This is a genomic window from Thauera aromatica K172, assembly GCF_003030465.1.
In the GTDB taxonomy this organism is placed as follows: Bacteria; Pseudomonadota; Gammaproteobacteria; order Burkholderiales; family Rhodocyclaceae; genus Thauera; species Thauera aromatica.
On record NZ_CP028339.1, the window covers coordinates 1,352,131 to 1,373,823 of the forward strand.

Annotated in this window: 18 protein-coding genes; 3 read left to right on the forward strand and 15 right to left on the reverse strand. The window is 67.9% G+C overall.

Going from position 1 to position 21,693, the window contains the following annotated elements; translation table 11 throughout:
- Positions 1 to 2: 2 nt before the first annotated feature.
- Positions 3 to 1,139 carry a quinohemoprotein amine dehydrogenase subunit beta gene (gene peaD, locus Tharo_RS06480; RefSeq protein ID WP_107220498.1) on the forward strand — a complete coding sequence of 379 codons (1,137 nt, stop codon included), beginning with the start codon at positions 3 to 5 and terminating at the stop codon, positions 1,137 to 1,139.
- Positions 1,140 to 1,188: 49 nt separating this feature from the next.
- Complete coding sequence (locus tag Tharo_RS17550) at positions 1,189 to 1,326, forward strand: hypothetical protein (RefSeq protein WP_159051666.1); 138 nt, start codon at positions 1,189 to 1,191, stop codon at positions 1,324 to 1,326.
- A 240-nt stretch (positions 1,327 to 1,566) separates the two neighbouring features.
- Here the strand turns inward: Tharo_RS17550 and Tharo_RS06485 are convergent, their stop codons facing one another.
- The 13 genes from Tharo_RS06485 to Tharo_RS06545 all read right to left on the reverse strand — a co-directional run bounded on the left by Tharo_RS06485 (position 1,567) and on the right by Tharo_RS06545 (position 19,102).
- Positions 1,567 to 4,779, reverse strand: a complete 3,213-nt coding sequence (locus Tharo_RS06485; protein ID WP_245881017.1) for a class I SAM-dependent DNA methyltransferase — start codon at positions 4,777 to 4,779, stop codon at positions 1,567 to 1,569.
- Positions 4,780 to 5,193: 414 nt separating this feature from the next.
- Complete coding sequence (locus Tharo_RS06490; protein ID WP_245881018.1) at positions 5,194 to 5,730, reverse strand: MarR family winged helix-turn-helix transcriptional regulator; 537 nt, start codon at positions 5,728 to 5,730, stop codon at positions 5,194 to 5,196.
- A 265-nt stretch (positions 5,731 to 5,995) separates the two neighbouring features.
- Positions 5,996 to 6,403, reverse strand: a complete 408-nt coding sequence (locus Tharo_RS06495; protein ID WP_075148392.1) for a thioesterase family protein — start codon at positions 6,401 to 6,403, stop codon at positions 5,996 to 5,998.
- Between the two features lie 54 nt (positions 6,404 to 6,457).
- Positions 6,458 to 8,554 (reverse strand): CoA-binding protein, encoded by a 2,097-nt coding sequence (locus Tharo_RS06500; protein WP_107220500.1) that lies wholly within the window; start codon positions 8,552 to 8,554, stop codon positions 6,458 to 6,460.
- Positions 8,555 to 8,595: 41 nt separating this feature from the next.
- Positions 8,596 to 9,930, reverse strand: coding sequence for a phenylacetate--CoA ligase PaaK (gene paaK / locus Tharo_RS06505; protein WP_107220501.1), 1,335 nt, complete (start codon positions 9,928 to 9,930; stop codon positions 8,596 to 8,598).
- Positions 9,923 to 11,275: an NADH-dependent phenylglyoxylate dehydrogenase subunit beta gene (padI, locus tag Tharo_RS06510; protein WP_107220502.1), complete on the reverse strand. Its 1,353-nt coding sequence runs from the start codon at positions 11,273 to 11,275 to the stop codon at positions 9,923 to 9,925. The genes paaK and padI overlap by 8 nt, the downstream gene beginning before the upstream one ends.
- A 10-nt stretch (positions 11,276 to 11,285) precedes the next feature.
- Positions 11,286 to 12,542 carry an NADH-dependent phenylglyoxylate dehydrogenase subunit epsilon gene (gene padH, locus Tharo_RS06515; RefSeq protein WP_107220503.1) on the reverse strand — a complete coding sequence of 419 codons (1,257 nt, stop codon included), beginning with the start codon at positions 12,540 to 12,542 and terminating at the stop codon, positions 11,286 to 11,288.
- Between the two features lie 10 nt (positions 12,543 to 12,552).
- Positions 12,553 to 13,803 (reverse strand): NADH-dependent phenylglyoxylate dehydrogenase subunit alpha, encoded by a 1,251-nt coding sequence (padG, locus tag Tharo_RS06520; RefSeq protein ID WP_107220504.1) that lies wholly within the window; start codon positions 13,801 to 13,803, stop codon positions 12,553 to 12,555.
- A gap of 70 nt (positions 13,804 to 13,873) precedes the next feature.
- A complete protein-coding gene (padF, locus tag Tharo_RS06525; protein ID WP_107220505.1) occupies positions 13,874 to 14,176 on the reverse strand; it encodes an NADH-dependent phenylglyoxylate dehydrogenase subunit delta in 303 nt (100 codons plus the stop codon).
- On the reverse strand, positions 14,173 to 14,745 hold the full coding sequence (padE, locus tag Tharo_RS06530; RefSeq protein WP_107220506.1) for an NADH-dependent phenylglyoxylate dehydrogenase subunit gamma: 573 nt from the start codon (positions 14,743 to 14,745) through the stop codon (positions 14,173 to 14,175). Before padE ends, padF begins: the two co-directional genes overlap by 4 nt.
- Positions 14,746 to 14,832: 87 nt before the next feature.
- Positions 14,833 to 15,714, reverse strand: a complete 882-nt coding sequence (locus Tharo_RS06535) for a dimethyl sulfoxide reductase anchor subunit (protein ID WP_107220507.1) — start codon at positions 15,712 to 15,714, stop codon at positions 14,833 to 14,835.
- Positions 15,714 to 16,361 carry a 4Fe-4S dicluster domain-containing protein gene (locus tag Tharo_RS06540; protein ID WP_107220508.1) on the reverse strand — a complete coding sequence of 216 codons (648 nt, stop codon included), beginning with the start codon at positions 16,359 to 16,361 and terminating at the stop codon, positions 15,714 to 15,716. The genes Tharo_RS06535 and Tharo_RS06540 overlap by 1 nt, the downstream gene beginning before the upstream one ends.
- The gene (locus tag Tharo_RS06545) at positions 16,358 to 19,102 is read right to left on the reverse strand and encodes a molybdopterin-dependent oxidoreductase (RefSeq protein ID WP_107220509.1); all 2,745 of its coding nucleotides are present in this window, start codon (positions 19,100 to 19,102) and stop codon (positions 16,358 to 16,360) included. The genes Tharo_RS06540 and Tharo_RS06545 overlap by 4 nt, the downstream gene beginning before the upstream one ends.
- A gap of 356 nt (positions 19,103 to 19,458) precedes the next feature.
- Here Tharo_RS06545 and Tharo_RS06550 point away from each other — a divergent pair, with 356 nt between their 5' ends.
- Positions 19,459 to 20,118 carry a CBS and ACT domain-containing protein gene (locus tag Tharo_RS06550; RefSeq protein WP_107220510.1) on the forward strand — a complete coding sequence of 220 codons (660 nt, stop codon included), beginning with the start codon at positions 19,459 to 19,461 and terminating at the stop codon, positions 20,116 to 20,118.
- A gap of 198 nt (positions 20,119 to 20,316) precedes the next feature.
- Here the strand turns inward: Tharo_RS06550 and Tharo_RS06555 are convergent, their stop codons facing one another.
- Together Tharo_RS06555 and Tharo_RS06560 are read right to left on the reverse strand one after the other, a co-directional pair.
- Complete coding sequence (locus Tharo_RS06555; RefSeq protein WP_107220511.1) at positions 20,317 to 20,856, reverse strand: ferritin-like domain-containing protein; 540 nt, start codon at positions 20,854 to 20,856, stop codon at positions 20,317 to 20,319.
- Positions 20,853 to 21,692 (reverse strand): 2-oxoacid:ferredoxin oxidoreductase subunit beta, encoded by an 840-nt coding sequence (locus Tharo_RS06560; protein ID WP_107220512.1) that lies wholly within the window; start codon positions 21,690 to 21,692, stop codon positions 20,853 to 20,855. Before Tharo_RS06560 ends, Tharo_RS06555 begins: the two co-directional genes overlap by 4 nt.
- Position 21,693: the final 1 nt, after the last annotated feature.

The following is a 21,693-nucleotide window of genomic DNA, read 5'->3' on the forward strand; positions in this document are numbered from 1 at the left end:
CGATGACCATCCCCCTGCGCTTGAAAACCCTGGGCCTGAGCGGCCTGCTCGGGGCGGCCGCCCTGCTCGCCGGCTGTGCCGGGCCGCTGCACCAGGCCGCCCCCCATGATCCCGACCCGGAATACCTGCTGACGGTGACCCGGCCCGGCGTGCTCCAGGTGATCGACATGAAGACCGACACCCTCGCGCGCAGCTGCCCGGTGCCCGGCAAGTTCGGCTCGGGGGCGCTGGTGCCGTCGCCCGACGGGCGCCACGCCTTCGTCCTCAACAATCTGTCCGAGGACGTCTACGGCTTCGAGCTCGAGACCTGCAAGCTGGTCTTTTCCGCCAGGCAGTCGAGCGGTGACGTGCGGGTGAAGACCTTCCAGTCGATCGCGGTGAGCGCCGATGGCAGCGAGCTGTACACCGTGCAGAACCCGGTCCGCCGCCATCTCGACCGCTTCGAGGTGCTGCCGCCGCGGCTGGCGGTGTACCGCATTGCCGACGGGCTCGAGGCGCAGCCGCTGCGGACCTTCCCGGTGAACCGGCGGATCACCAAGATCGCGGCCACCGCGACCGGCGAAGTCATCCTCGGCGGTGCCGACATCGAGGCCATCGACACCCGCACCGGCGCGGTGCGCACGGTCTCGGCGCTGGCGAGCTGGGATCGCGGGCCGCTGTGGTCGCAGCCGGACGCGTTCGCGATGCATTCCCAGGGCGAGCACCGCAACGAGTACCTGATGCCCTACACCGCGGCGAAGTTCACCGGTCCGGAACAGGACATGGCCACGGCGCAATGGTGGTGGGGCATGAGCCGCGTCGATCTGGCCACCGGCAAGGCCGAGACGCGGGAAATCTTCCCCTTCGAATTCATCGTGTTCACCATGGTGGCCGATCCGCGCGACCCAAACATCCTCTACGGCGCGTTCAACACCGTGTCCAAGCACGACATTTCCGCACGCAAGACGCTAAAGGTGGTCGATCTCGACCAGACCTACTACAGCATCCAGATCTCGCGCGATGGTTCCCGGCTGTACATCGGCGGTGCCGGCAACGTGATCAGCGTGCATGACAGCGATTCGCTGCAGAAGACCGGTTCGATCCGGCTGCCGGGAGACATGTCGACCGCGGATGTGCGGGTGGCTTACGCGCGTCGCTGAGCGGCGATCCGCGGGAGCAGCATCACGGCGGCCGTCGAGGCCGCCGTTTTTGTATGTGCCCGGCGCGCTGCCCGGCGCGCTGCCCGGCGCGCTGCCCGATGCGCAGCGCTACGCGCAGGACGGCTACCGGGTGATTGCCTGCCGAGCCTGCGAGAAGCTTCCGGCATGGGGCGTCGCGGCACTGTGAGTGCCGGTTGTTAGGGTGGGGGAGGCCTTCGGTGGCCAGCCGATGGAGGGTGGTGATGAAATCGAGAGCACTCACACCGGATGTCGGGGAATTCTGGGGCGATCATGTCCGCTGGAATGTCCGTAAACGATAGGGATTTTTATACCGCAATATCAATTCGTTGGCTTTGATAAAGGTAAGTTTTTGTTCGCACGAATGTCCGATGTCATCGGCATCATGACGGAGCTGCCGCGGCGACGCTTACCCCTGCAAGCGATACACCTCGCCTTCACGCCGCACCATGCCCAGCTCTTCTAGCGCCTCGATCACCGCGAGCACGGCGGCTTTCGGCGAGCGTTTGAACTGGGCGGCGATCGCCTCCGCGGGCAGGCTCTGGCGGGCGAGTGCGGTGCGCACGGCGGCGACCTGTTCGCGCATGTTCTTGGGCCACGTGAGCTTGCCGGCGGGTGCGGCAGTGGGCGCGGCTTCGGCTGCTTCCGATTCGCCGAGATCGGCTTCGACCTGCTGCGGCGCAGTCGCGGCGCCGGGGTTCTGGTAGTCCGGACGCAGCCAGCGCACCAGGCCGCGGGCTTCCTCGGCGGCGCGCTGGGCGTTGAGCTCGACGAGGCGGCGCAGCAGTTCTTCCTCGGCTTCCGCTTGCGCCTCGGGCTTGTCGGGCAGCGGCGTGGTCGCGCCGGGGCGGCCGACGAGGTTGGCGGCGAGGTCGCTCCAGCCGTAGGCGTCGAACGCCGCGGCGTCGAGCGCGTCGTGCAGCTCACGCAGCACCGACACCAGGCCCTGTTCGTGGATCGTCTTGTCCTTGGCGGACAGCGCCTCGCCGCTGCGCAGTTTTTCGAGCACGTTGTACATGCCGGTCAGCGTGAGCGCCGGGTGCTGCGCCTGCTGGCGCTTGCGATGGGCGTCGAGTTGTTCGGCGAGCTCGCGGATGCGGGATTGTTGGGCGGGCGTGGCGTCGGGGAAGGGGAAGGTTTCGAAGCAGCGGGTCTTGTTGTAGCGCGGGTCGTTGCCGACGCCCAAGCGCCCACCTGCGGCCAAAGCCCACACGACATGGACTCGGCTTGAAAGAATACCAAGCGGAAAGGCATCATCCATGGCGACGCCAATGACCATGTTATCCGGCAGGATTTCGGCGCTGAGAAACTGGAATGAGCGGTGCTTGGTTGTTTCAACCGTAGCGATGTAGCGTGGCAAACCAGCCTGCATCATTCGCCAATCCCTGCGAGCCTCGCCGAACAACCACCAGTTGTCACGATATGACGCACGATTGTTCTGATCGCGCTCGGGTTTGACCCGTTCCAACACCCATTGATATACGCTCGGAAAACGCTGCCGCACTTCCTCGGCCGTAAGCCCGAACAGGTCGATCACATGCACTCCACGTGGGCGGTCGGCCAAATCGCGGCCGTTGCGATAGGCGCGGACATGTCCGTCAAGCCCTTCAATTTGCCCAAGGCCGAGTTGTTCGGCCTGATCTGAAGTGACGATGAAACCCGACCCGTGGAGTTTCACGCCCGGCGAACTGACTCCGATATTGGCTTGTAGTGCCTTGGCTCCGGCGATGTCGGCACCAGCATTGAGGTCGGCAAAGAGCTTCCCGGTTCGCGCCTGCAGGGTTACATCTACCGCGTCCCGATCGTTTTCTCGCTCATCAGTCACCTGCAGCAGCGTCCCTTCCTGCTCGCCCCCCGTCCCCACCGTCATCGCGATCCGCACCGCCGCCCCGTCCGCCGCATCGACCCACGGGTGATCCGGAATCGCGAAGGCCAGCGACAGTGGATTCTTCGCACCGAGCTGTGCCTCGATGACGCGGCGATTGAAGGTCTGCTTGATGCTGTTGGTCGTGATGAAGCCGAAGCGCCGCCCTTCGCCCGCACGCACGCGCTCGCCGGCGATGTGCCACCAGTACATGACGAAATCGGCCGACTCCGGGATTTCCGGCCACGTGCGGCGCACCGCGTCGACGTAGCCGTCGCCGAGCGCACGGCGCATCGTCGCGGCTCCGATGAACGGCGGATTCCCCACGATGTAATCCGCCTGCGGCCATTCCGCCTTCCGCGGATTCACGTATCTCACCTGCACCGTCTGCGCCGTCTCGTCCGGGATCGGTTCGCCGGTGATGGGGCTTGCTTTGTACGTGACACCGTCCCAGCGCGTGACCGGGCGGCCGGCTTTATCGGTGACGAATTCCTCGCGATCAAAGGCGATCAGTGCGTCGCGGTGCTCGATGTTGCGGAAGTCGCGCAGCACCGGCTCGGGCGGGTTCACCGAGCCGTGGGTGCGGAAGTGCCATTGCAGGTAGCCGATCCACAGCACCATCTCGGCGATCTTGGCGGCGCGCGGGTTGATCTCGAGGCCGAGGAACTGATGCGGGTCGACGGTCACGCCTTCGAGCTCCAGCAGGCCCTGCGATTCGCCCAGATCGTGCAGCAGGTTGAGCACTTCGCCTTCGAGGCGCTTGAGGTGTTCCAGCGTCACGTAGAGGAAGTTGCCGCTGCCGCAGGCCGGGTCGAGCACGCGCACTTCACACAGGTGGCGGTGGAAGGCGCGGATCTCGGTGACGGCCTCCTTGTGCTTGCCCTGCTGCTCGAAGGCCAGCGCGGCGGTCTGCACTTCCTTCCATTCGCTGCGCAAGGGCTCGATGACGGTGGGCAGCACCAGGCGTTCGACGTAGGCGCGCGGGGTGTAGTGGGCGCCGAGCTTGTGGCGGTCGCGCGGGTCGAGTGCGCGTTCGAGGAGCGTGCCGAAGATCGCCGGCTCGACGTAGCGCCAGTCGGCCTGCGAAGCCTTGAGCAGCAGTTCGAGCTGGTCGCGGTCGAGCGAGATGGCAGTGGCATCAGAGAACAGCCCGCCGTTGAAGCGCAGCACCTTGCCTCGCAGGATGGGCGAGAAGCCGCCGACGTTCATGTTCTGCCACAGGTGTTCGAGCATCGGCGCGAAGGTGAGCGGCGAATCCTTGAGGCTCAGCAGCAGGTCGGTGAAGCTGCGCACGGGCAGCAGGCCGACGTCCTCGGCGAACATCGTGAACAACGCGCGCATGAGGAAGCCGGCGACCTTCTGCGGCGCGTGGCCGGCGGCCTCGAGCGACTTGGCGAGCGTGGCGAGGCGGTCGGCGATCTCACGCGTGACGCGCGCCGAGCGCCGCGCCGGGTCGAGCGCCAGCGGGTCGAGCCACACTGCGCGCAGGCGCTCGCGGATCTCCTCGCGGCGCAGGTCTTCGAGGCGGAGGCGGTGGCTGCGCGGGTCGGGGAAGGGCGTGTAGGTGGCGCCGGAGCGGCTGAATTCGGCGTACAGCTCGATGTTGCGGCCGACGTCGGTGACGAGGATGAAGGGCGGGCGGCCCTCGTCGGCGGGCAGCGCGCGGGCGTACTGGTCGGCCTGGTTGTGGGCGCGCAGCATGGCCTTGTCCCAGCCGGAGGAATCCAGCGTCTTGCCGGTCTGCTTGGCTTCGAGCACGAAGCTGCCGCGCCGGTAGAGTCGATGAAGCCGTTGTTGGTGCCACCGTCGGCCTGGCGCATGACGACGCGGCGCTCGAACACGTAGGCGTTGTCGCGCGTGTCGTCGCCCGCCGGCTCGGGTTGCGGCAGGTCGAGCAGCGCGCACAGCTCGGTGAGGAAGAGCTGGTAGTTGGCGCGCTCGCTGCCGCCGGCCTTCTGCCAGCGCTGGATGAAGAGGTCGACGGCGGGGGCATTCAGGGCGGTGGTCACGCGGGGGCATCCTCGAAAGCGGCAAGCGTCCGATTCTAACCGCATGCGCTGGGGCGAATGCAGGCGGGATGGGGTGAGCGCTCCGTGCGCTAAGGAGTGGCGCGCTCCCCGGCGCATGGGGCGGCCGCGATCGATGCTCCGGGCGGCGCCGGGGGCGATCGGCTCAGGGCGCGGTCGGCAGCGGGAGCTCGTCGTTCTGCTGCAGTCCGGCGACCACGCGCCCGAGGAGGGCGCGCAGCTGGGCCTGTTCGTCGGCGCTGAGACGGCTGACGAGGCGGCGTTCGTGATCAAGCACCTGCGGGGTCAGGGTGTGCAGCAGCTCGCGGCCGGCGGCGGTGAGGTGGAGGGCGTTGGCGCGGCGGTTGTCGGGGGCGCGGATGCGCTCGACCAGTTTGCGCGCTTCGAGCTTGTCGAGGACCGAGACCACGCTCGAACGGTCGAGCTGGATCGCTTCGGCGAGCTGGGTCTGCTTCATCCCGGGGTTGGCGTCGATCAGGACGAGGACACCGAACAGGGTCGGGGTGATGTCGGACGCGCCGACGTTGACGCAGAAGTCGCGGAAAACCGCGATCTGGGCCAGGCGCAGGCGGTAGCCGACGAGTTCGGGAAGCAGGCCGTAGGCGAGGGGGTCGGCGCGAAGCGGTGCTTGGGGTTCGGAGTGGCTGCTGCCCATCGGTGACTGAGGTTGTTTGCCGTTCATCGGGCGATTGTAGCAGCCGGGGGGTGGATGACGGCGGGGCAGTGTGCGCGGTCCGGTCCGTGGCCGCATAGAGGCGAGCGGCTGCGGTGGGCGGGGCTGCGGGGGAGGACGAGGCGTGGCGGGCCGTGGGTTCCGGGAAGCGGAGGCGGCGAAGTGGGGATGGTGAAGCGGGAGGGGTGAAGACGGGGGCGGCGGAGGCGGCCCCGGAAACGGCACGGGGCCGCCCGTCTCCGGACGACCCCGCGCTGCGCCGGGTGGGCGCCGCTCAGGCCGACTTGGCCTTGGCGAGCTTGCCGAGCAGACGCTGCTTGGTCTTGTCGACGCCGACCACGAAGCGGTTGTGGCGGCCGCGGGCGACTTCCTCGAGGGCGTCGCGGGCGCTGAATTCGAAGACCACGGCCGGGCCGTTGACTTCGACCAGCTTGACCGTGATCTCGACCCACATGCCGATCAGGGTGGCGCCGACGTGGTCGAGCTCGACCCGGGTGCCGACCGAGTCCTTGCCCTCGCCGATATGGGGCAGGAGCAGGTCGCGGCAGCACACTTCGATGTCGTAGAGCAGGGCGGGGGTCGAATAGACGCGGCATTCGTCGCCCATGACGTCGATGGTGCGGGCGGCGTCGATGTCGTAGCGGCGGGTCAGGGTCAGACCGGGTTGAAGGGTTTCACTCATTTGCAAGGCTCCATCAGGTAGGTGGGTCGGTTGGATTCGGAAAATAGCGCCGGCTCAGCGCTCGCCGAAATGCTTGCGGATGCGCTCGGCGTCGAGGCGGGCCTCGACGTAGCGTACCAGCGCACGGGTGCCGCGAGCGACGTTGCGGAACACGCACACGCCGCGATCCATCATCGCGGCGGCCATCGCATCGTAGAGGCGGCCGCCATCGACGACGGCGACGATCGGCTTGGCGCAGCGCTCGACCAGCGGCGGCAGGATGTGCACGGTGCCCGCCGGGTCGCTGATGTCGTAGCCCGGGCGCAGCTTGCTCTGCTCGAGGCCGCGCACCATCGGCGCGGTGGGGTCGAGGCCGACCACCACAGCGTCGATGTCGTCGTCGGCGATCATCGCCTCGGTGATGCGGACGTGGGCATCGTCGTCGGCGCCCGGGTTCATGTCGAGCGGGTTGCGCACCTCGACCAGGGCGGCGAGCTTCTTCTCGACCAGGATCTCTTCGATACGGGCGACGGTGGCGGCGCCGAGCGTGCCCATCCGCATCGAGAAGGTTTCGCCGTTGATCGAGTCGGCCGCGCTCACCGCTTCGAAACCGGCGCCGCTGGCCGCCCCGAGGCGGTTGCCGCCGATCTTCTTGGCGTGGAGCGTGCCGGCCATGTAGAACAGGTCGTCGAAGGTCTCGACGTTGTCGGTGACGATCGCGCCGGCCTGCTGCAGCACCGAGGCGAACAGCACCGGGTCGCCCGCGATCGAGGCGGTGTGCCCCATCACTCCGCCCTGGCCGGCTTCGCTGCGGCCGGACTTGTACACCACCACCTGCTTGCCGCCGAGCACCGCGCGGCGCACCGCGCGGGCGAAGGCGAGGCCGTCGAGGTCCTTGAAGCCCTCGACGTAGATGCCGATGCTGTGCACGTCGTCGCGCTCGGCGAACCAGGACAGCAGGTCGCCGTGGGTGAGGTCGGTCTGGTTGCCCATCGCGATCATGTAGCGCGGGTCGAGCCAGGGGTTCTGGCTCAGCCGGGTGATCATGAAGGCGCCGCTCTGGCTCAGCATCACCGCGTCGCGCTGGGCGCGCTTTTCCGGCTTGGGCAGGCGCTCGAGGGGAATGAACCAGGAGTCGTAGGCGCCCGGATGCGACACCACGCCCAGGCAGTTGGCGCCGAGGAACACCGGGCCGCCGTCGCCGCGGGCGTGGGCGGCGTTGATCTTCGCCGCCAGCGCGGCGGCCGGCTCGCGGCTCTTGGCGGTTTCGCCGAGACCGCCGGGAATCAGCATCACCGCCTCGACGGTGTTGCTCTCGAGGATCTCGTCGACCAGCGGATAGACCGCGTCGGCAGCGACCGCGACGATCAGCAGGTCGAGCTTGCCCTCGATCGCGCCCACGTTTTCGATGCAGCCGACGCCGTCGATCTCGCCACCGCCGGCGCGGATGATGCACAGGCGCTCGGGCGGGCAGCCGCTGCCGAGCAGGTTGCGCAGGATGATGCGGCCGAAGTTCATGCCGTTGGCCGACACCCCGATGATGCCGATGCGCTGGGGGTGGAGGAGGCGGTCGATCTTGTGGATCGGGCGCGCCACGCGCTGTACCGGCGCTGCGCCGACGCTGGCGCGGGCGCCGACGACGCGGATCGCCTCGCCGTCGTAGGTGCAGTCCAGGCGCAGCTCCTGGAGCACGGCACCGGCCTGCGGTGCGTCCGGGTGGGCGTCGCGGGTGATCGCGAGCACGGCGTCGAAGCAGGCGGCGAGCGCGGCGTCGGGCAGCGGGCGGCCTTTGCGGGCGGCGAAGAGGGCGATGCGGCGGTAGACCAGGGTGTGGCGGAAGCGCTCGAGGAAGTCGCTGCCGTCGGTCAGTTCGACCGCGGCGTGGACCGCGGCGCGGTCACGGGCGAAATCGGCCGGATCGAGTTCGGCGTCGAGGCCGCCGAGGCCGGCGCTGAGGACGAGTCCGAACTCGCGCGTGGTGTGGGCGCGCAGGGCGAACTCGATTGCGCCGGCGGCGACGGCGGGGGCGCGCTCGAGCCCGGTCAGCGCCAGCAGGGCGGCGGTCCGGCTGTCGTCGAGGGTCTCGCACCCGTCACGCAATGCGCTTTGCAGGATCCCGGCCGCTTCGGCGGCGACGGTTTCCGGTGCGGGATTCCCGGTGGTCTGGGTCATCGTGTGTCTCCTCTGGTGTGTAGGCTTGCAGCGGGTGCGGCTCAGAGGCCGGCTTCCTGCAGGTTGCGGCGGTCGATCACGCGCTTGGCCTTGCCCACCTGGGTGCGCTCGATGCTGTCGGTGTCGAGGATCTCGATTTCGGCGGTGACTCCGACCAGGCTCTTGATCGCGTGGCGGACGTCGGCGGCGAGCTGCAGGCGGTCGGCACGGCCGATGCTTTCGGAAATGTCGGGACGCAGCTCGGCGCGCACGGTGAGGCGGTCGAGGTGGGCGTCGCGGCTGAGCACGAGCTGGTAGTGGCCGCACAGCTTGTCGTTGCGCAGCAGGATCTCCTCGATCTGGGTCGGGAACACGTTGACCCCGCGGATGATCAGCATGTCGTCGCTGCGCCCGGTGATCTTGTCCATCCGCCGCATGCTGCGCGCGGTGCCCGGCAGCAGGCGGGTGAGGTCGCGCGTGCGGTAGCGGATCACCGGCATCGCTTCCTTGGTCAGCGAGGTGAACACGAGCTCGCCGAGTTCGCCCTCGGGCAGCACTTCGCCGCTCACCGGGTCGATGATCTCGGGGTAGAAGTGGTCTTCCCAGATGTGCGGGCCGTCCTTGGTCTCGACGCACTCGCAGGCCACGCCCGGCCCCATCACTTCGGACAGGCCGTAGACGTCGACGGCGTCGATGCCGAGCCGGGTCTCGATCTCGTGGCGCATCTCGTTGGTCCACGGTTCGGCGCCGAACAGGCCCATGCGCAGCGAGGTGCTCGAGGGGTCGAGTCCGCGGCGCTCCATCTCATCGGCCAGGGTCAGCATGTAGGACGGCGTCGCCAGGATGATCGTCGGGCCGAACTCCTGGATCAGCTGGATCTGCTTGTCGGTGTTGCCGCCGCCCATCGGGATCACCGTCGCGCCGAGGGCCTCGCCGCCGTAGTGCGCGCCCAGGCCGCCGGTGAACAGGCCGTAGCCGTAGGAGTTGAGGATGATGTCGTTGCGGCTGCCGCCGGCCGCGCGCAGCGAGCGCGCCATGACGCCGGCCCAGGTCTGGATGTCGTTGCGGGTGTAGCCGACCACGGTGGGGCGGCCGGTGGTGCCGGACGAGGCGTGGACGCGCACGATGTCGGCCATCGGCACCGCGAACAGGCCGTAGGGGTAGTTGTCGCGCAGGTCCTGCTTGCTGGTGAACGGGAACTTCGCCAGGTCGGCGAGCTCGCGCAGGTCCGACGGATGCACCCCGGCGGCGTCGAACGCGTTGCGGTAGTGGGGGACGTTGTCGTAGGCGTGCTGCAGCGACCAGCGCATGCGTTCCAGTTGCAGCTTGGCCAGGGTGGCGCGATCGGCGAATTCGATCGGCTCGTGGGTTGCAGTGTTTGAAGTGGTATCAGCCATGTTCTTTCTCCGCGATCTTCTGTACGAAGCGCAAGTTCTCCTCGACCTTGTTCTGGATGTGTTCGATCTGCTCCGGGCTCAGGTGGCGGAAACGCCCCATCGCTTTCAGGTAATCGACGACCGGCAGCGGGCTGTCGACCGGCCGCGAGAAGCTCAGCCCGGTTTCGGGGGTGTATTCCCACAACGTGACGAAATTCGATTCCACCGCCTTGCGCGCGACTTCGATGTTCATTGCACTCTGGAAGCGCCAGCCGGTGGTGCAGGGCGAATACACATGGAGGTAGGCGAAGCCGTGCTCGGAGGCCTCGAGCGCCTTGTCGAGCTTGGCGTACAGGTCTTCCATGTAGGCCGTGGACGCGGTGGCGACGTAGGCGCAGCGGTGGTTGACCATGATCAGCGGCAGGTTCTTCGCGTCCTGCGTCTTGCCCCGGGTGTGCGCGCCGACCGGAGTGGTCGAGGTCCACGCGCCGTAGGGGGTGCAGCTCGAGCGCTGCATGCCGGTGTTCATGTAGCCCTCGTTGTCGACCACCATGAACAGGATGCGCTCGCCGCGTTCGGCCGCGCCCGACAGCGACTGGAAGCCGACGTCGGAGGCGCCGCCGTCGCCGGCGATCGCCATCGCGGTGACCTTGCGCCCGACCCGTTCGTACTGGCGCTTGACCCCGGCGAGCATCGCCGCGGTGTTGGTCAGCAGCGGGTGGAACACCGGAACCTTGGTGCCGGTGGTGCCGTTGAAGCCGACCGAGCCCATCCCCGGCACGCAACCCGGCGGGGTGGCGAGCACGGTGTCGGGACCGACCCGGCGCAGGGTGTGGCGCATCAGCAGCTCGGTGTTGCAGCCCTGGCAGCCGGCCAGGCCGGGGGCGAAGAGGTCTTCCCAGCCGCCGACTTCGTTGTAGATGCGGGCGGTGGTGACGTGACGCAGGGCGCCGGTCGGACAGGCCGGCACGCAGGCGGGTTTGCCGTCGCAGGTGTCGCACTTGCTGACGCGGCCGGTGTATTCATCGAGGGCGATGCCGGCGTAGCTGCAGCCGATCGTGCACAGCAGGCAATCGACGCACTTCGAGGCATCCCAGTCGATGACGCCGGTGGCGCCGTTCTTGCCGAGCGCGCCGGCCGGACAGACGGTGACGCACTTGGGGTCGCCGCACTGGCGGCACAGCGCGAGCTCGAACGCGCTCTTGGCAGCGGCGCCGGTTTCGGCGGCGGCCTTGGGCATGATCTGGATCAGCGAGCGGCGGACGTCGTCGGATTCGAACTTGGCGCCCGCGCAGGCTTTCATGCATTCGCCGCAACCGTCGCATTTGGACGCGTCGAAGGCGATGGTGGAATAGGCTTGTCCCATGGTGTGCTCCTCAGCGCCAGAGGTTCGACATCAGCGCGCGGCCGGTGGCGAGCGGCTCGGCCATGAACCGGTCGCGGACCGGCCCGAGATCGGTCTTGCGCAGGATCAGCTGCGCCATCACGCCGGCATCGAAGAATTCATTGACGCCGAAAATGCCGGTCAGGCGGTTGTCGCGGTCGAACACCACGCGCAGGTAACGGCCGCTGTCCTGGTCGAAGCGCACCTGGGCGTCGCCGCCCTCGGGTACCTGGCTGTTGCCGACCGAGATTGCATGGCGGCCGAAAAAGTGATAGGTGTTCAGCGCCAGACCGCCCTGGTAGGGCTTGGCGCCCGGGTCGCCCGCCATTCCCATGCCGGCGATGCGGCCCTGGATGCTGGCGTCGGGCAGGATCGCGTTCATGATCGGGGCGTCGCTGAAAAAGCCGCGGGCCTGGGCGCAGTCGCCGGCGGCCCAGACGTCGGCGACGTTGGTGCGCATGGCGTCGTCGACCAGGATGCCGCGCTCGGTGGCGACGCCGCTGCCGTCGAGGTAATCGAGCTGGGGGCGGACGCCGACCGCGACCAGCAGCAGGTCGGCATCGATGCCGTCGCCGCCTTCGAGCAGCAGGCGCACGCCGGTGTCGGTCTTCTGCACCCCGACCACGCGGCTGTTGGTGCGGATGGTGGCGCCGTTGTCGAGGAAGGCTTCCTCGATCAGGCCGGCGGCGGTGTCGTCGAAGTAGCCCGAGGTCAGCTGCGCGTTCATCTCCACGATGGTGACTTCGGCGCCGGCCTTGACCAGGTTTTCTGCGGCGTGCATGCCGACCAGGCCGGCGCCGAGGACGACCGCGCGGCGCGAACCGGTCATCGCCTGGCGCAGCCGGGTGGCATCGTCGAGGGTGCGCAGGACGTGGTATTCGACCGTATCGATGCCCGGAATCGGGGGCACGATCGGACTCGCGCCGGTGGCGAGGAGGAGCTTGCGGTAGCCGATTTCGCTGCCGTCGGCGAGGGTGGCGACATGGCGCTCGGCATCGATCGCGGCGAGCGCGCTGGCGGCGCGGTAATCGACCTGGTTGCGGGTGAAGAACCCGGCGTCGCGCAGATAGACGCGCTCCGGTGCGGAGCGCCCGGAAACGACGTAGGGCAGTACGGTCGGGGAGTAGGGCGGGTGGGGATCGCGAGTGATCACCGTGATGCTGCCCGCCGCATCGTGCATGCGGATCGCGTTGATGGCTTCGAGCGCGGCATGGCTGCTGCCGGCGATCAGATAGTCGGTGGTATGCATCGTGGCTACCTCAGTCCTTGGCGTTGAGCCATACCGGCTCGTCGGAGGCGGGGCGGGTGAGCAGGGCCCGGGTCTCGTCGATGACGCGGTGGAAGATGGCGGTGGTGAGGTCGGCGCCGGCCAGGCCGCCGATGAAGCTCTGCGCCGGGACGTGGCGGCCGAGGCGGTAGAGCACGCCGAGCGTTTCCTGGAACATCGGGCCGCAGTTCCAGCGGAAAGCGACCGAGCGGTCGACCACGCCGAGGGCGCGGACCTTGCGCAGCGCGTGCTTGAGGGCGGCGACCGGGAACGGGCTGAAGGTCTTGATCTTGATCAGACCGACCTTCTCGCCGGCAGCGCGGGCCTCATCGATGGCATCCTTGGCGGCGCCGGTCATGCTGCCCAGGGTCATGATCGCGTATTCGGCGTCGTCGAGGCGGTACTCCTCGACCAGCGGGGCGAAGTGGTGGCCGAAGCGCTCGCCCCACTCCTCGTGGATCTCGGTGATCACGCGCAGCGCGTTCTGCATGCCGCGGCACTGGCCGCGGCGGTAGCGGGCGAAAGTCTCGGGGCCGTTGCCGCCGGAGCCGCCGGTGAGCGGGTCGACCGCCATCGGACGCTGGGGGTCGAGGGCGACGTGCCAGTTGACGTCCTTCGCCCCCATGAAGGCATCGACTTCGGCCTGCTCGGGGAGCTCGATGCGCGACGCGCCGTAGGACAGGTAGTTGCCGTCGAGGCAGACGTTGACCGGCAGCATGATGTCGTGGTGCTCGGCGAGCTTGAACGCCATCACCGTGGTGTCGAGCACTTCCTGCACCGTCTCGCAGTACATCTGGATCCAGCCGGACTCGCGCACGGTCATCGCGTCCTGGTGGCCGCCCCACACCGACTGCGGGGTGATGCCGTCGCGGGTGACGATCGTCATCACCAGCGGCAGGCGCATGCCGGAGGTGCGCAGGTAGGGCTCGAACATGAAGGCGAGGCCGGGGCCGCAGGTGGCGGTGTAGGTGCGGGCGCCGGCGAGCGCGCCGCCCTGCAGCACCGACAGCACCGAGTGCTCGCCTTCGGCGTCGACGATGTCGGCGTCCATGCGGCCTTCGGCGATCAGCGAGGCGAGTTTTTCCACCAGCGAGGTCTGCGGCGTGATCGGGTAGACCGCGACCATGTCCGGGCGCGCGAGGGCGACGCCGAGCGCGGCGGCTTCGTTGCCCTCGCACAGGATCGCCTTGGTCGTGGCGCGTGCGGCATCGGTGTTTGGCGTGTCGATCGTCGTCGTGCTCATTGGCTCATCTCCATGCGGGCGGGTTGCGGGATCGTGCTCGCGTCCCGCGCACAGGCATTCGGGTTCGGTTTCATTGCGCCTCCGGGATCATCGTGATCGCGCGCTGGGGGCATTCCTGGGCGCAGATCCCGCAACCCTTGCAGGTCTGCAGGTTGAAGTCGAACCACGCGGCGTGCTCTTCCACGCACTGCACCGGGCAGTACAGCCAGCACACCGCGCACTTGACGCATTTGTCGCGATCGACGATCGGGCGGAAGCTGCGCCAGTCGCCCGGGCGCATCGGGCTGAGTTCGGTGGCGACCGGACAGAGGTCGTCGGGAACGCCGGCCTGCTTCAGGTGGTAGGCCGGATAGGGGTGATGACGGTCGCTCATGCAGTGACGCTCCGCTCGATGGTATGGACCACGGTCTCGGTGTAGCCGCGCTCGAGGGCCGTGAGGTTCTGTTTCAAGCCGGCATCGCGGAAATCCGACTCCTCGATCACCTGCTTGAGTGCTTCGAGCGAAACCACCCCGGTAGTGCGGGCGAAGGCGCCGAGCATCAGGGTGTTGGTGATCAGGCGGCCGAAGATCTCGTTGGCGATGCGGACCGCGTCGCACAGGCCGACGGTTCCCACCGTGGCGGGCAGGTGCAGCTCCTCGAGCGGTCTGGAGGTCGCCTGGACGAGGGCGCCGCCGGGCTTGAGGCCAGCGAAGATGTCGACCGAGTTGGCCACCGTGGGGTCGACGCAGATGATGCAGTCGGGGGTGTAGATGTTGGTCAGCTGGCGAATCTCGCGATCGCTGCAGCGCATGAAGGATACGACCGGCGCCCCCCGGCGCTCGAAACCGAACGAGGGGATGGATACCGCGTACTTGCCTTCGATAACCAGCGCCGTCGCGAGCAGCTCGGCCGCCAGCACGGCGCCTTGGCCGCCGCGGCCGTGAATCCGGACTTCATACATGGGGAAATCTCCTTGGGTGGGCGGCGAAACGCTCCCGGTCGCCGGACCGGAACCGGCCCGGCGCATGATATTTCAGTTCCAGCCGGTTCAGTTCCAACCGGGCTTCACCCCGGGGCGCGCATGTCCGGGCGTGCGCGCCGGCACATGAGTGAGGGCGAAACCCTGGGTGTAGGCGATGCGGGTGATCAGGGCGAGCTTGAAGTGCCACCCTGCCGCCGCCATCGCCACTCCGGCCAGCGCCATCAGCGCGGTCGCCGCCCCGCCCTGCAGGACCAGTGCCAGCGCCAGCAGGACGGCGGGCAGGTAGTGGCCGAGCGGGACGAACAGCCTGCCTTCGGCGTCGAGCGCGCGCACCGCCTTGAGCGGCGCGGAGTCGGGTGCGGCGAGGCGGGCACGGTAGCGCCGCCACAGCCATCCGCGCAGGACGACGAGGATCAGCATCGGCAGGGCGAATGCGGTTCCCGGCCCCTGCGGCAGCAGCGCCGCGACGAGGGCGAAGAGGCCCGCGCCTTCGGCCAGTCCGGTGGTGATCACCAGCGGCAGCAGGGCCGCCTCGCGCCACGCCGGAATGCCGCGCGCCGCCTGCAGGATGCGCGCCTGGCAATACAGGAAGCCGAGGCCGACGAGGGCGGCGAGCCAGGCCGCGGCAAGCGCGCCGGTCAGTACGGCGAGCGCGCCGGCGGCGAACAGCGGCATCGCCACGATCGCTTCGCGGGTCATCCAGGAGGTGCGGGCGTGGAAAAACACGTTCAGTGCCCGCCACGGCTTGCCGATTTCCAGCCATACGCAGAACAGGCCGCCACCGATGCAGGCCAGGGCCAGGAGCAGGGGAGGAAGCAGCGCGGTGTCGTGGGCCGTGGCCGCGAGCACGGCCCACAGCAGCAGGCCGGTGCCGGTGCCGCCGCCGATGAAGTTGCCGGCAGCGCGGGCATCCCAGAAGGGTTGCAGTTCGGGTTGGACGCCTCTCATTATTTTTTCTCCCACAGGTAGAAGAATCCGGGACCCGTGCCGAGCTCCTCGTGCATGCGGAAATGTTCGTTTTCGCGCAGCAGCCGGGAAGCCTTGCTGTTGGGGTCGTCGATATCGCCGAAGGTCAGCGCGTTGGCGATGCAGGCGTTGGCGCAGGCGGGGGTGGCGTCGGGGTCGACGCCCGGGGTCAGGCCATGGGCGACGCCGTAATCGATGCGATCGGAGCAGAAGGTGCACTTGGTCGCGACGCCGACGCGGGCGGGGTCGGCACGCTGCTTCTCGTTCGCCATCAGGCGGTCGCCATACGCCGGTTCGGCAAAGTTCACCTTGTAGCGGGCGTTGTAGGGGCAGGCGACCGAACAGTAGGCACAGCCGATGCACAGGTCGTAATCGATCGTGACCAGGCCGTCGGCGCGCTTCTTGGTCGCCGTGGTCGGGCACACCGTCTCGCATGGCGGTTCATCGCAGTGCTGGCAGCCGACCGGAACGAAGGTGCGCGACACGTCGGGAAACTCGCCGGCTTCGACATCGAGGACCCAGCGCCACTGGACGCCGGGAGGGGTGGCATTGGTGTGCTTGCAGGCGGCCGTACAGGTCTGGCAGCCGACGCAGCGCCGCAGATCGGCCACCATGGCATAGCGCGTCATTGTGCACCTCCGACTCTCTTGATTGATACGGGAACGATATCGGCTGCCGAGCCGGTGGCATCGGTCAGATCCATCAGCATCGGCACCAGGCTGTTCATACTGGGGACGTCGAAGTCCTTGGCGTAGGGCGTGATCCAGTGGTCGAACTGGCCCACCATCAGCAAGGTGTCGGGACGGATGCCCTGGCGCAGCACCACGCGGCCGCGGGTTTCGCGCAGCGGCGAGCGCACTTCGACGAGGTCGCCGTCCTCGATGCCGAGCTTCGCCGCGGAGGCGGGGTTCATGATCACGCCGCGGTGGCCGGCGACGTTGGCGGCGACTTCGCGCACCATCTGCAGGCTGACGTTGCCGCCCCAGGCGTACTGCATGCTGCGCGAAGTCAGCAGCCAGAACGGGAAGTCTTCCTCGCGCCCGCCCAGATTGGAGATCACCGCACTCTTGATCAGGTGCGAGAAGTCGTGGAAATCGGGCAGCGGCTGGTACTCGGTGAGCTGGCGGTCCCACCAGTCGATGCCGGATTCGTGCAGGCGGCGGCCGAGCTCGGTGCCGATGCGGAAGATGCGCTCCTGGTAGGGCATCTCGAAGCGCAGGCCGTTGTCCTTCATGTGCGGGTAGAGATACCACTGCAGGCGCGGGTAATCGATGGTGCGGAAGCCGTGTTCGCGCCACCAGTCGAGGCCGTGGTCCTCGGCGCCGCCGGTAAGCTCGGCGCTGGCGGCGCGGCAGCTGGCGTTCCAGATTTCCTCGACGCCGTGGGTCTGCTCGAGGTCGAGGGAGAAGTCGTAGCTCGCCCCTTTCAGCGGCACCCCGGCAGCGCCGCGGTTGATCGCCTTGTTGTAGGGCTCCTGTATGCCGGCACGGCGGGCGAGCTCGGACGCGATCCAGGTGAAGTCGCGCGTCTCGCCCTGCGGCACGACCGCCGGCTGGCGCAGGGCGAAGCCCTGTTTGTCCCAGAACTGCTCGACGTACTTGGTGCCGCCGATGCGGATCAGCTGTAGACCTTCGAGGTCGGTGCAGTCGGGCAGCAGGACGTCGGCGAAGTGGTTGGTCTCGTCGCGGGTGTAGGTGAAGGCGACGACGAAGGGGAACTTCGAAACCGCTTCGGCGACCTGCGGCGTATCCCAGAACGAGATCACCGGGTTGGTGCGGTAGAAGAACCAGACGTCGGGTTGGGTCGGCTCGGGGAAATTCTCGAAACCGTGACGCTGCTGCATCCAGGCGAGGTGGGTGGGGCCGAGCGCTGCGCTCCAGGCCGAGTTCGCCACCAGCGGCACGAGGGTGCGGTTGGCGTTGCGGATCTGCGGGCGGGAGACCCAGTTTTCCTTGTCGGTGGGGTTGAACGGGTAGTCCATGAAGCCGTCGGGGCCGGGCTTGGCGCTGCTTTGGCGGTCGCTCGCCGGGCGGTTCAGGCGCACCGTGGTGCCGATCGTGCCGCCGGGGACGTCGAGGGCGCCGACCAGGCAGGCCATCAGGGTGCGGGCCCAGCAGCAGTCGTAGCCGCCCCAGCCGTTGTTGACGGTCTTGCCCAGGGTGATCGCCACCGGGCGGAAGGGCAGGGTGCGGCCTTCGATCTCGATGGTAGCGCCGATCTGGGCGTGGTCGAGATACTCGTTGGCGACGCGGCGGATGGTGTCGGCGGGGACGTCGCAGACCTTCGCTGCCCACTCCGGGGTGAAGGTGCGCTCGTGCTCGGCGAGCTTGCCGAAGGCAGTGAGGACGCGCACCTGGACATGGTCGACGGTTTCATTGTCGGGCAGGACTTCGAGGCCGGATGCGGTGAACTCGCCGTCCAGCGCGGGATCGATGTCCGCTGTGTCGAAGGGGACCGCGGCGGCGCGCTTCAGATCCCACACCAGCGGCTTGCGCGTGTCCGGGTCGCGCAGGTACAGCCCGTTGGGCGCGACCAGGTAGGGCGAAGCGGTCATGTGCTTGAGGAAGTCGATGTCCAGGCGTGTGCGCGCGTTCTCGAACAGCATCACGTGGATCATCGCGTGCATGAACGCGGGGTCTGTCTTGGGCTTGATCGGCACCCACTCGGCCGAGCAGCCGCCGGTAACCGACAGGTGGGGCTCGACCTGGACGCGCTTGACGCCCTGTTCGACGCGCGCTTCGGCATGGCGCCAGACCCCACACACGCCGCCGGAAGCTTCGATGTTGCTGCCGAAGGAGACGATGTACTTGGTCCGCGGCGTGTCCGGGCAGACGGTGAAGGCGCGGTGCCAGAGCTCGCCGTAGAGGTGCTCGGAGTGGGTGCACTTGACTCCCTGGCCGCTGCCGAAGCTCAGGTCGACCGGCCCCCAGGCGGAAAGAAAGGCGGGGAAGGTGCCCATGTAGGCGGTGGGGGTGCCGCCGCCGCCGAAGCTCGCCGCCACGCGCGGATAGCCGGAAGCGTCGAGCAGCCCGTTCGCACGCACGGTGTTGAGCTTGTCGGCGATCAGGTCGAGCGCCTCGTCCCACGAGATCGGCACGAAGCCGGGGTCCTCGTCGCGCCCCTTCTTCGGGTTGGTGCGCTTCATCGGCGTGAGCACGCGGTTCGGGTTGTAGGTCTTCTGCACCAGGCCGAAGGCCTTCACGCAGACCCGGCCCGCCGCGGGGTGTACGCCTTCGGCGTCGAAGTTCGGCTCGATCGCGGTCGCGACTCCGTCCTCGACCTTGACCTTGAGCAGATCCGGGCCGGCCACGCACTGATAACAGTAGGTTGCGACCTTGGTAACGCCTGTCGGGCAATTGGGGGTCGTCATGGTGAGTCTCCTTCGGATGCGGGGGTGGCGACAGCGCGGCTGGAGTCGGTGAGCGGCGGATGAGAGTGGCCGGCAAGCGGTCCGCGCTGTTCGCTTATGGGCCCATAATAGGAGCTATGACTGACCGGTCGGTTGACGAATGTCAAAGGATCGATGTGACGTTCACGTCAACTCCAGACTTCCCTCCCACGAGAACCGCCGATGCCGCCAGATACCGCGTTCTGACGGGGGTTTTCCGATACACTCGCCGATGCGGGCCCGGTCGGCGTCCAGGCGGGCCATTGCCACGGATTCCGCGCATGGAGGATCATGACGTGCGCGGATTTGCTGCTGTCCATTCTGTCAGGAGTGTTTTCATGTTCGTCGAAAGGATCATGACCCGGGATGTCTTGCACGTCGCCCCGGACGCCACTTTTGCGCAGGTCTCCGAGATCATGCGCCTGAAGAAAGTGCGCCATCTGCCCGTAGTGGAAGCCGATGGCCGTCTGGTTGGCATCATTTCGCATCGGGACGTGCAGCGCGCGCAGCCGTCCACGATCACGACGCTGGACGTGGGGGAAGTGAAATACCTGCTGTCCAAAGTGAGCGCCGCGGACATCATGCACAAGAAGGTGATCACTTGCGCGCCCTCGACCCTGATCGAGGAAGCGGCGCGGCTGATGCGCCCGAACAAACTCGGCTGCCTGCCGGTGGTGGAAAACGATCGCCTGGTGGGCATCATCACCAGCGTCGACCTGCTCGATTTCTTCCTCGACATCACCGGCTGCTGGGTGGAAGGGTCGACCCGGATCACGGTGAGCCTGCCCGACCAGACCGGTCAACTGGCCGCCTTGCTGGCGACGGTCAGCGCGCACGGCGGCTACATCGTATCGGTGGTGTCGCCGCGCACGCCGCAGAGCGAAGGCAAGCGCATCGCGATGATCCGCTTCGACGCCGATGATGCCGAGCGCGTGATCACGGGCTTGCGCGAGGCCGGCTACGATCTCAGCGTGGACATCACTGCGAGCGCGAAGTAAGCCGAACGGAAAGGTCGGCCCGGGCTTCGGCGCAGGGCCTTCCGCTACCCGGGCGCCGGCCCGTGAGGGGCGTGCGCAAGGATCGCTCACCGGAAGTGCTGTAAACGAACCGAGGGCGGGCCATCAGGGACCCGCCCTCGGTTCGTTCACCCGGGCTGAGCGGTGGTCGCCGCCCGCCCGGGTGGCTGCTGCGCCCGCTTACTCCTGCGGCAGCGGGGGGTCGGCGTCCTCGCTCCAGCCTTTCGGGGGCGGCTGGAAGCGTCCCAGCCAGCCCTGGAGCAGGGTCACGTGCTCACGCTCGGTCTCGCACAGTTCGCGTGCGATCTTGCGCACATCCTCCCGCCCGGCCTGGTCGGCAAGGCGCTCGTAGAACGCCACACCCTTGCGTTCGGCTTCGAGCGCCATCGCGATGGCGTGGTAGGGATGCATCATGTAATGCAGGCCTTCCGCGCTCGCCGACGGCGCTTCGGGGCTTTCCGGGGTCTGCCAGGCATATTCCCACGGCGCGATGTGCGGAAGGGTGTGGCCGTCGCTGAGATCATTGACGTTATCCACGTGCAGCTTCTCGATCTCGGCAAGCTTGCGGAACAGTGCGGCGACTTCCGGATTGTTGTGGGTCTCCATCTGGTCGGCCAGCATTTCGTAGCGTTCGACCGCTTCGTTCTCCATCGCCAGGGCGTGGGCGAGGAGCTGCTCCACCGACTGGATGCTGTTGTCCTGCGGCTCGGTAGCGCTCATAGCACGAACTCCTTCTCGAGATCTGCAACGGAATCGACGCTGGCTTTCAGCGCCGGCTGGAAGGGTTTACGGCTGCCACGATACAGCACACCGATGTTGAACCCGTCGTCGGTCATCAGGCGGCGGGCGGCGCGCGCCGGATCGTCGGTCGGATCGACCGCGGCCGGGTGTACGGCGTCCTTCCAGTCGCGCTGCTCGGGGCGGAAGGTGACACAGGGGCTGAGCAGCTGGACGAAGGAGAAGCCCGGGTGGCGGATCGCCTCGGTGATCAGCTGGGCGGCGCCGTTGGGGTCGCCGGAGAAGCCGCGGGCGATGAAGTTGGCGCCGGCGGCGAGCGCGATCACCAGCGGGTGGAAGGGGTTGATGCCGGTGCCCTGGGGGGTGAGCTTGCTCTTTTCCCAGTCCGGCGCGGTGGTCGGCGAGGCCTGGCCCTTCGTCATGCCGTAGACTTCGTTGTCCATGACGATGTAGGTCATGTCGACGTTGCGCCGGCAGGCGTGCATGAAGTGGTTGCCGCCGATCGAGAAGCCGTCGCCGTCACCGCCCGAGGCGATCACGGTGAGTTCGGGGCGGGAGACCTTGATCCCGGTGGCGATCGGCAGTGCGCGCCCGTGCACGCCGTGGAAGCCGAACACGTTGGTGTAGGCGGGCAGGCGCGAGGAGCAGCCGATGCCGGAGACGAGGGCGACGTTTTCGGGCGGGATCGACAGCTCGGCCAGGGCCTTGGTGAGCGCGCCGAGCACCGAGTAGTCGCCGCAGCCGGGACACCAGACGGGTTTGACTTCGGACTTGTAGTCGCGCGCGGAGTAGCTCGGGCAAGTGGATGTGGCGTCCATG

Bases quoted from the DNA above. Each gene is read 5' to 3' on its own strand.
- Tharo_RS06535 (WP_107220507.1), bottom strand. From the start codon at position 15,714: ATGAGAGGCGTCCAACCCGAACTGCAACCCTTCTGGGATGCCCGCGCT.
- padI (WP_107220502.1), bottom strand. From the start codon at position 11,275: ATGGGACAAGCCTATTCCACCATCGCCTTCGACGCGTCCAAATGCGAC.
- Tharo_RS06495 (WP_075148392.1), bottom strand. From the start codon at position 6,403: ATGAGTGAAACCCTTCAACCCGGTCTGACCCTGACCCGCCGCTACGAC.
- padH (WP_107220503.1), bottom strand. From the start codon at position 12,542: ATGCATACCACCGACTATCTGATCGCCGGCAGCAGCCATGCCGCGCTC.
- padE (WP_107220506.1), bottom strand. From the start codon at position 14,745: ATGTATGAAGTCCGGATTCACGGCCGCGGCGGCCAAGGCGCCGTGCTG.
- peaD (WP_107220498.1), top strand. From the start codon at position 3: ATGACCATCCCCCTGCGCTTGAAAACCCTGGGCCTGAGCGGCCTGCTC.
- Tharo_RS06545 (WP_107220509.1), bottom strand. From the start codon at position 19,102: ATGACGACCCCCAATTGCCCGACAGGCGTTACCAAGGTCGCAACCTAC.
- Tharo_RS06490 (WP_245881018.1), bottom strand. From the start codon at position 5,730: ATGAACGGCAAACAACCTCAGTCACCGATGGGCAGCAGCCACTCCGAA.
- Tharo_RS06555 (WP_107220511.1), bottom strand. From the start codon at position 20,856: ATGAGCGCTACCGAGCCGCAGGACAACAGCATCCAGTCGGTGGAGCAG.
- padF (WP_107220505.1), bottom strand. From the start codon at position 14,176: ATGAGCGACCGTCATCACCCCTATCCGGCCTACCACCTGAAGCAGGCC.
- padG (WP_107220504.1), bottom strand. From the start codon at position 13,803: ATGAGCACGACGACGATCGACACGCCAAACACCGATGCCGCACGCGCC.
- Tharo_RS06540 (WP_107220508.1), bottom strand. From the start codon at position 16,361: ATGACGCGCTATGCCATGGTGGCCGATCTGCGGCGCTGCGTCGGCTGC.
- Tharo_RS06550 (WP_107220510.1), top strand. From the start codon at position 19,459: ATGTTCGTCGAAAGGATCATGACCCGGGATGTCTTGCACGTCGCCCCG.
- Tharo_RS06500 (WP_107220500.1), bottom strand. From the start codon at position 8,554: ATGACCCAGACCACCGGGAATCCCGCACCGGAAACCGTCGCCGCCGAA.
- Tharo_RS06560 (WP_107220512.1), bottom strand. From the start codon at position 21,692: ATGGACGCCACATCCACTTGCCCGAGCTACTCCGCGCGCGACTACAAG.
- paaK (WP_107220501.1), bottom strand. From the start codon at position 9,930: ATGGCTGATACCACTTCAAACACTGCAACCCACGAGCCGATCGAATTC.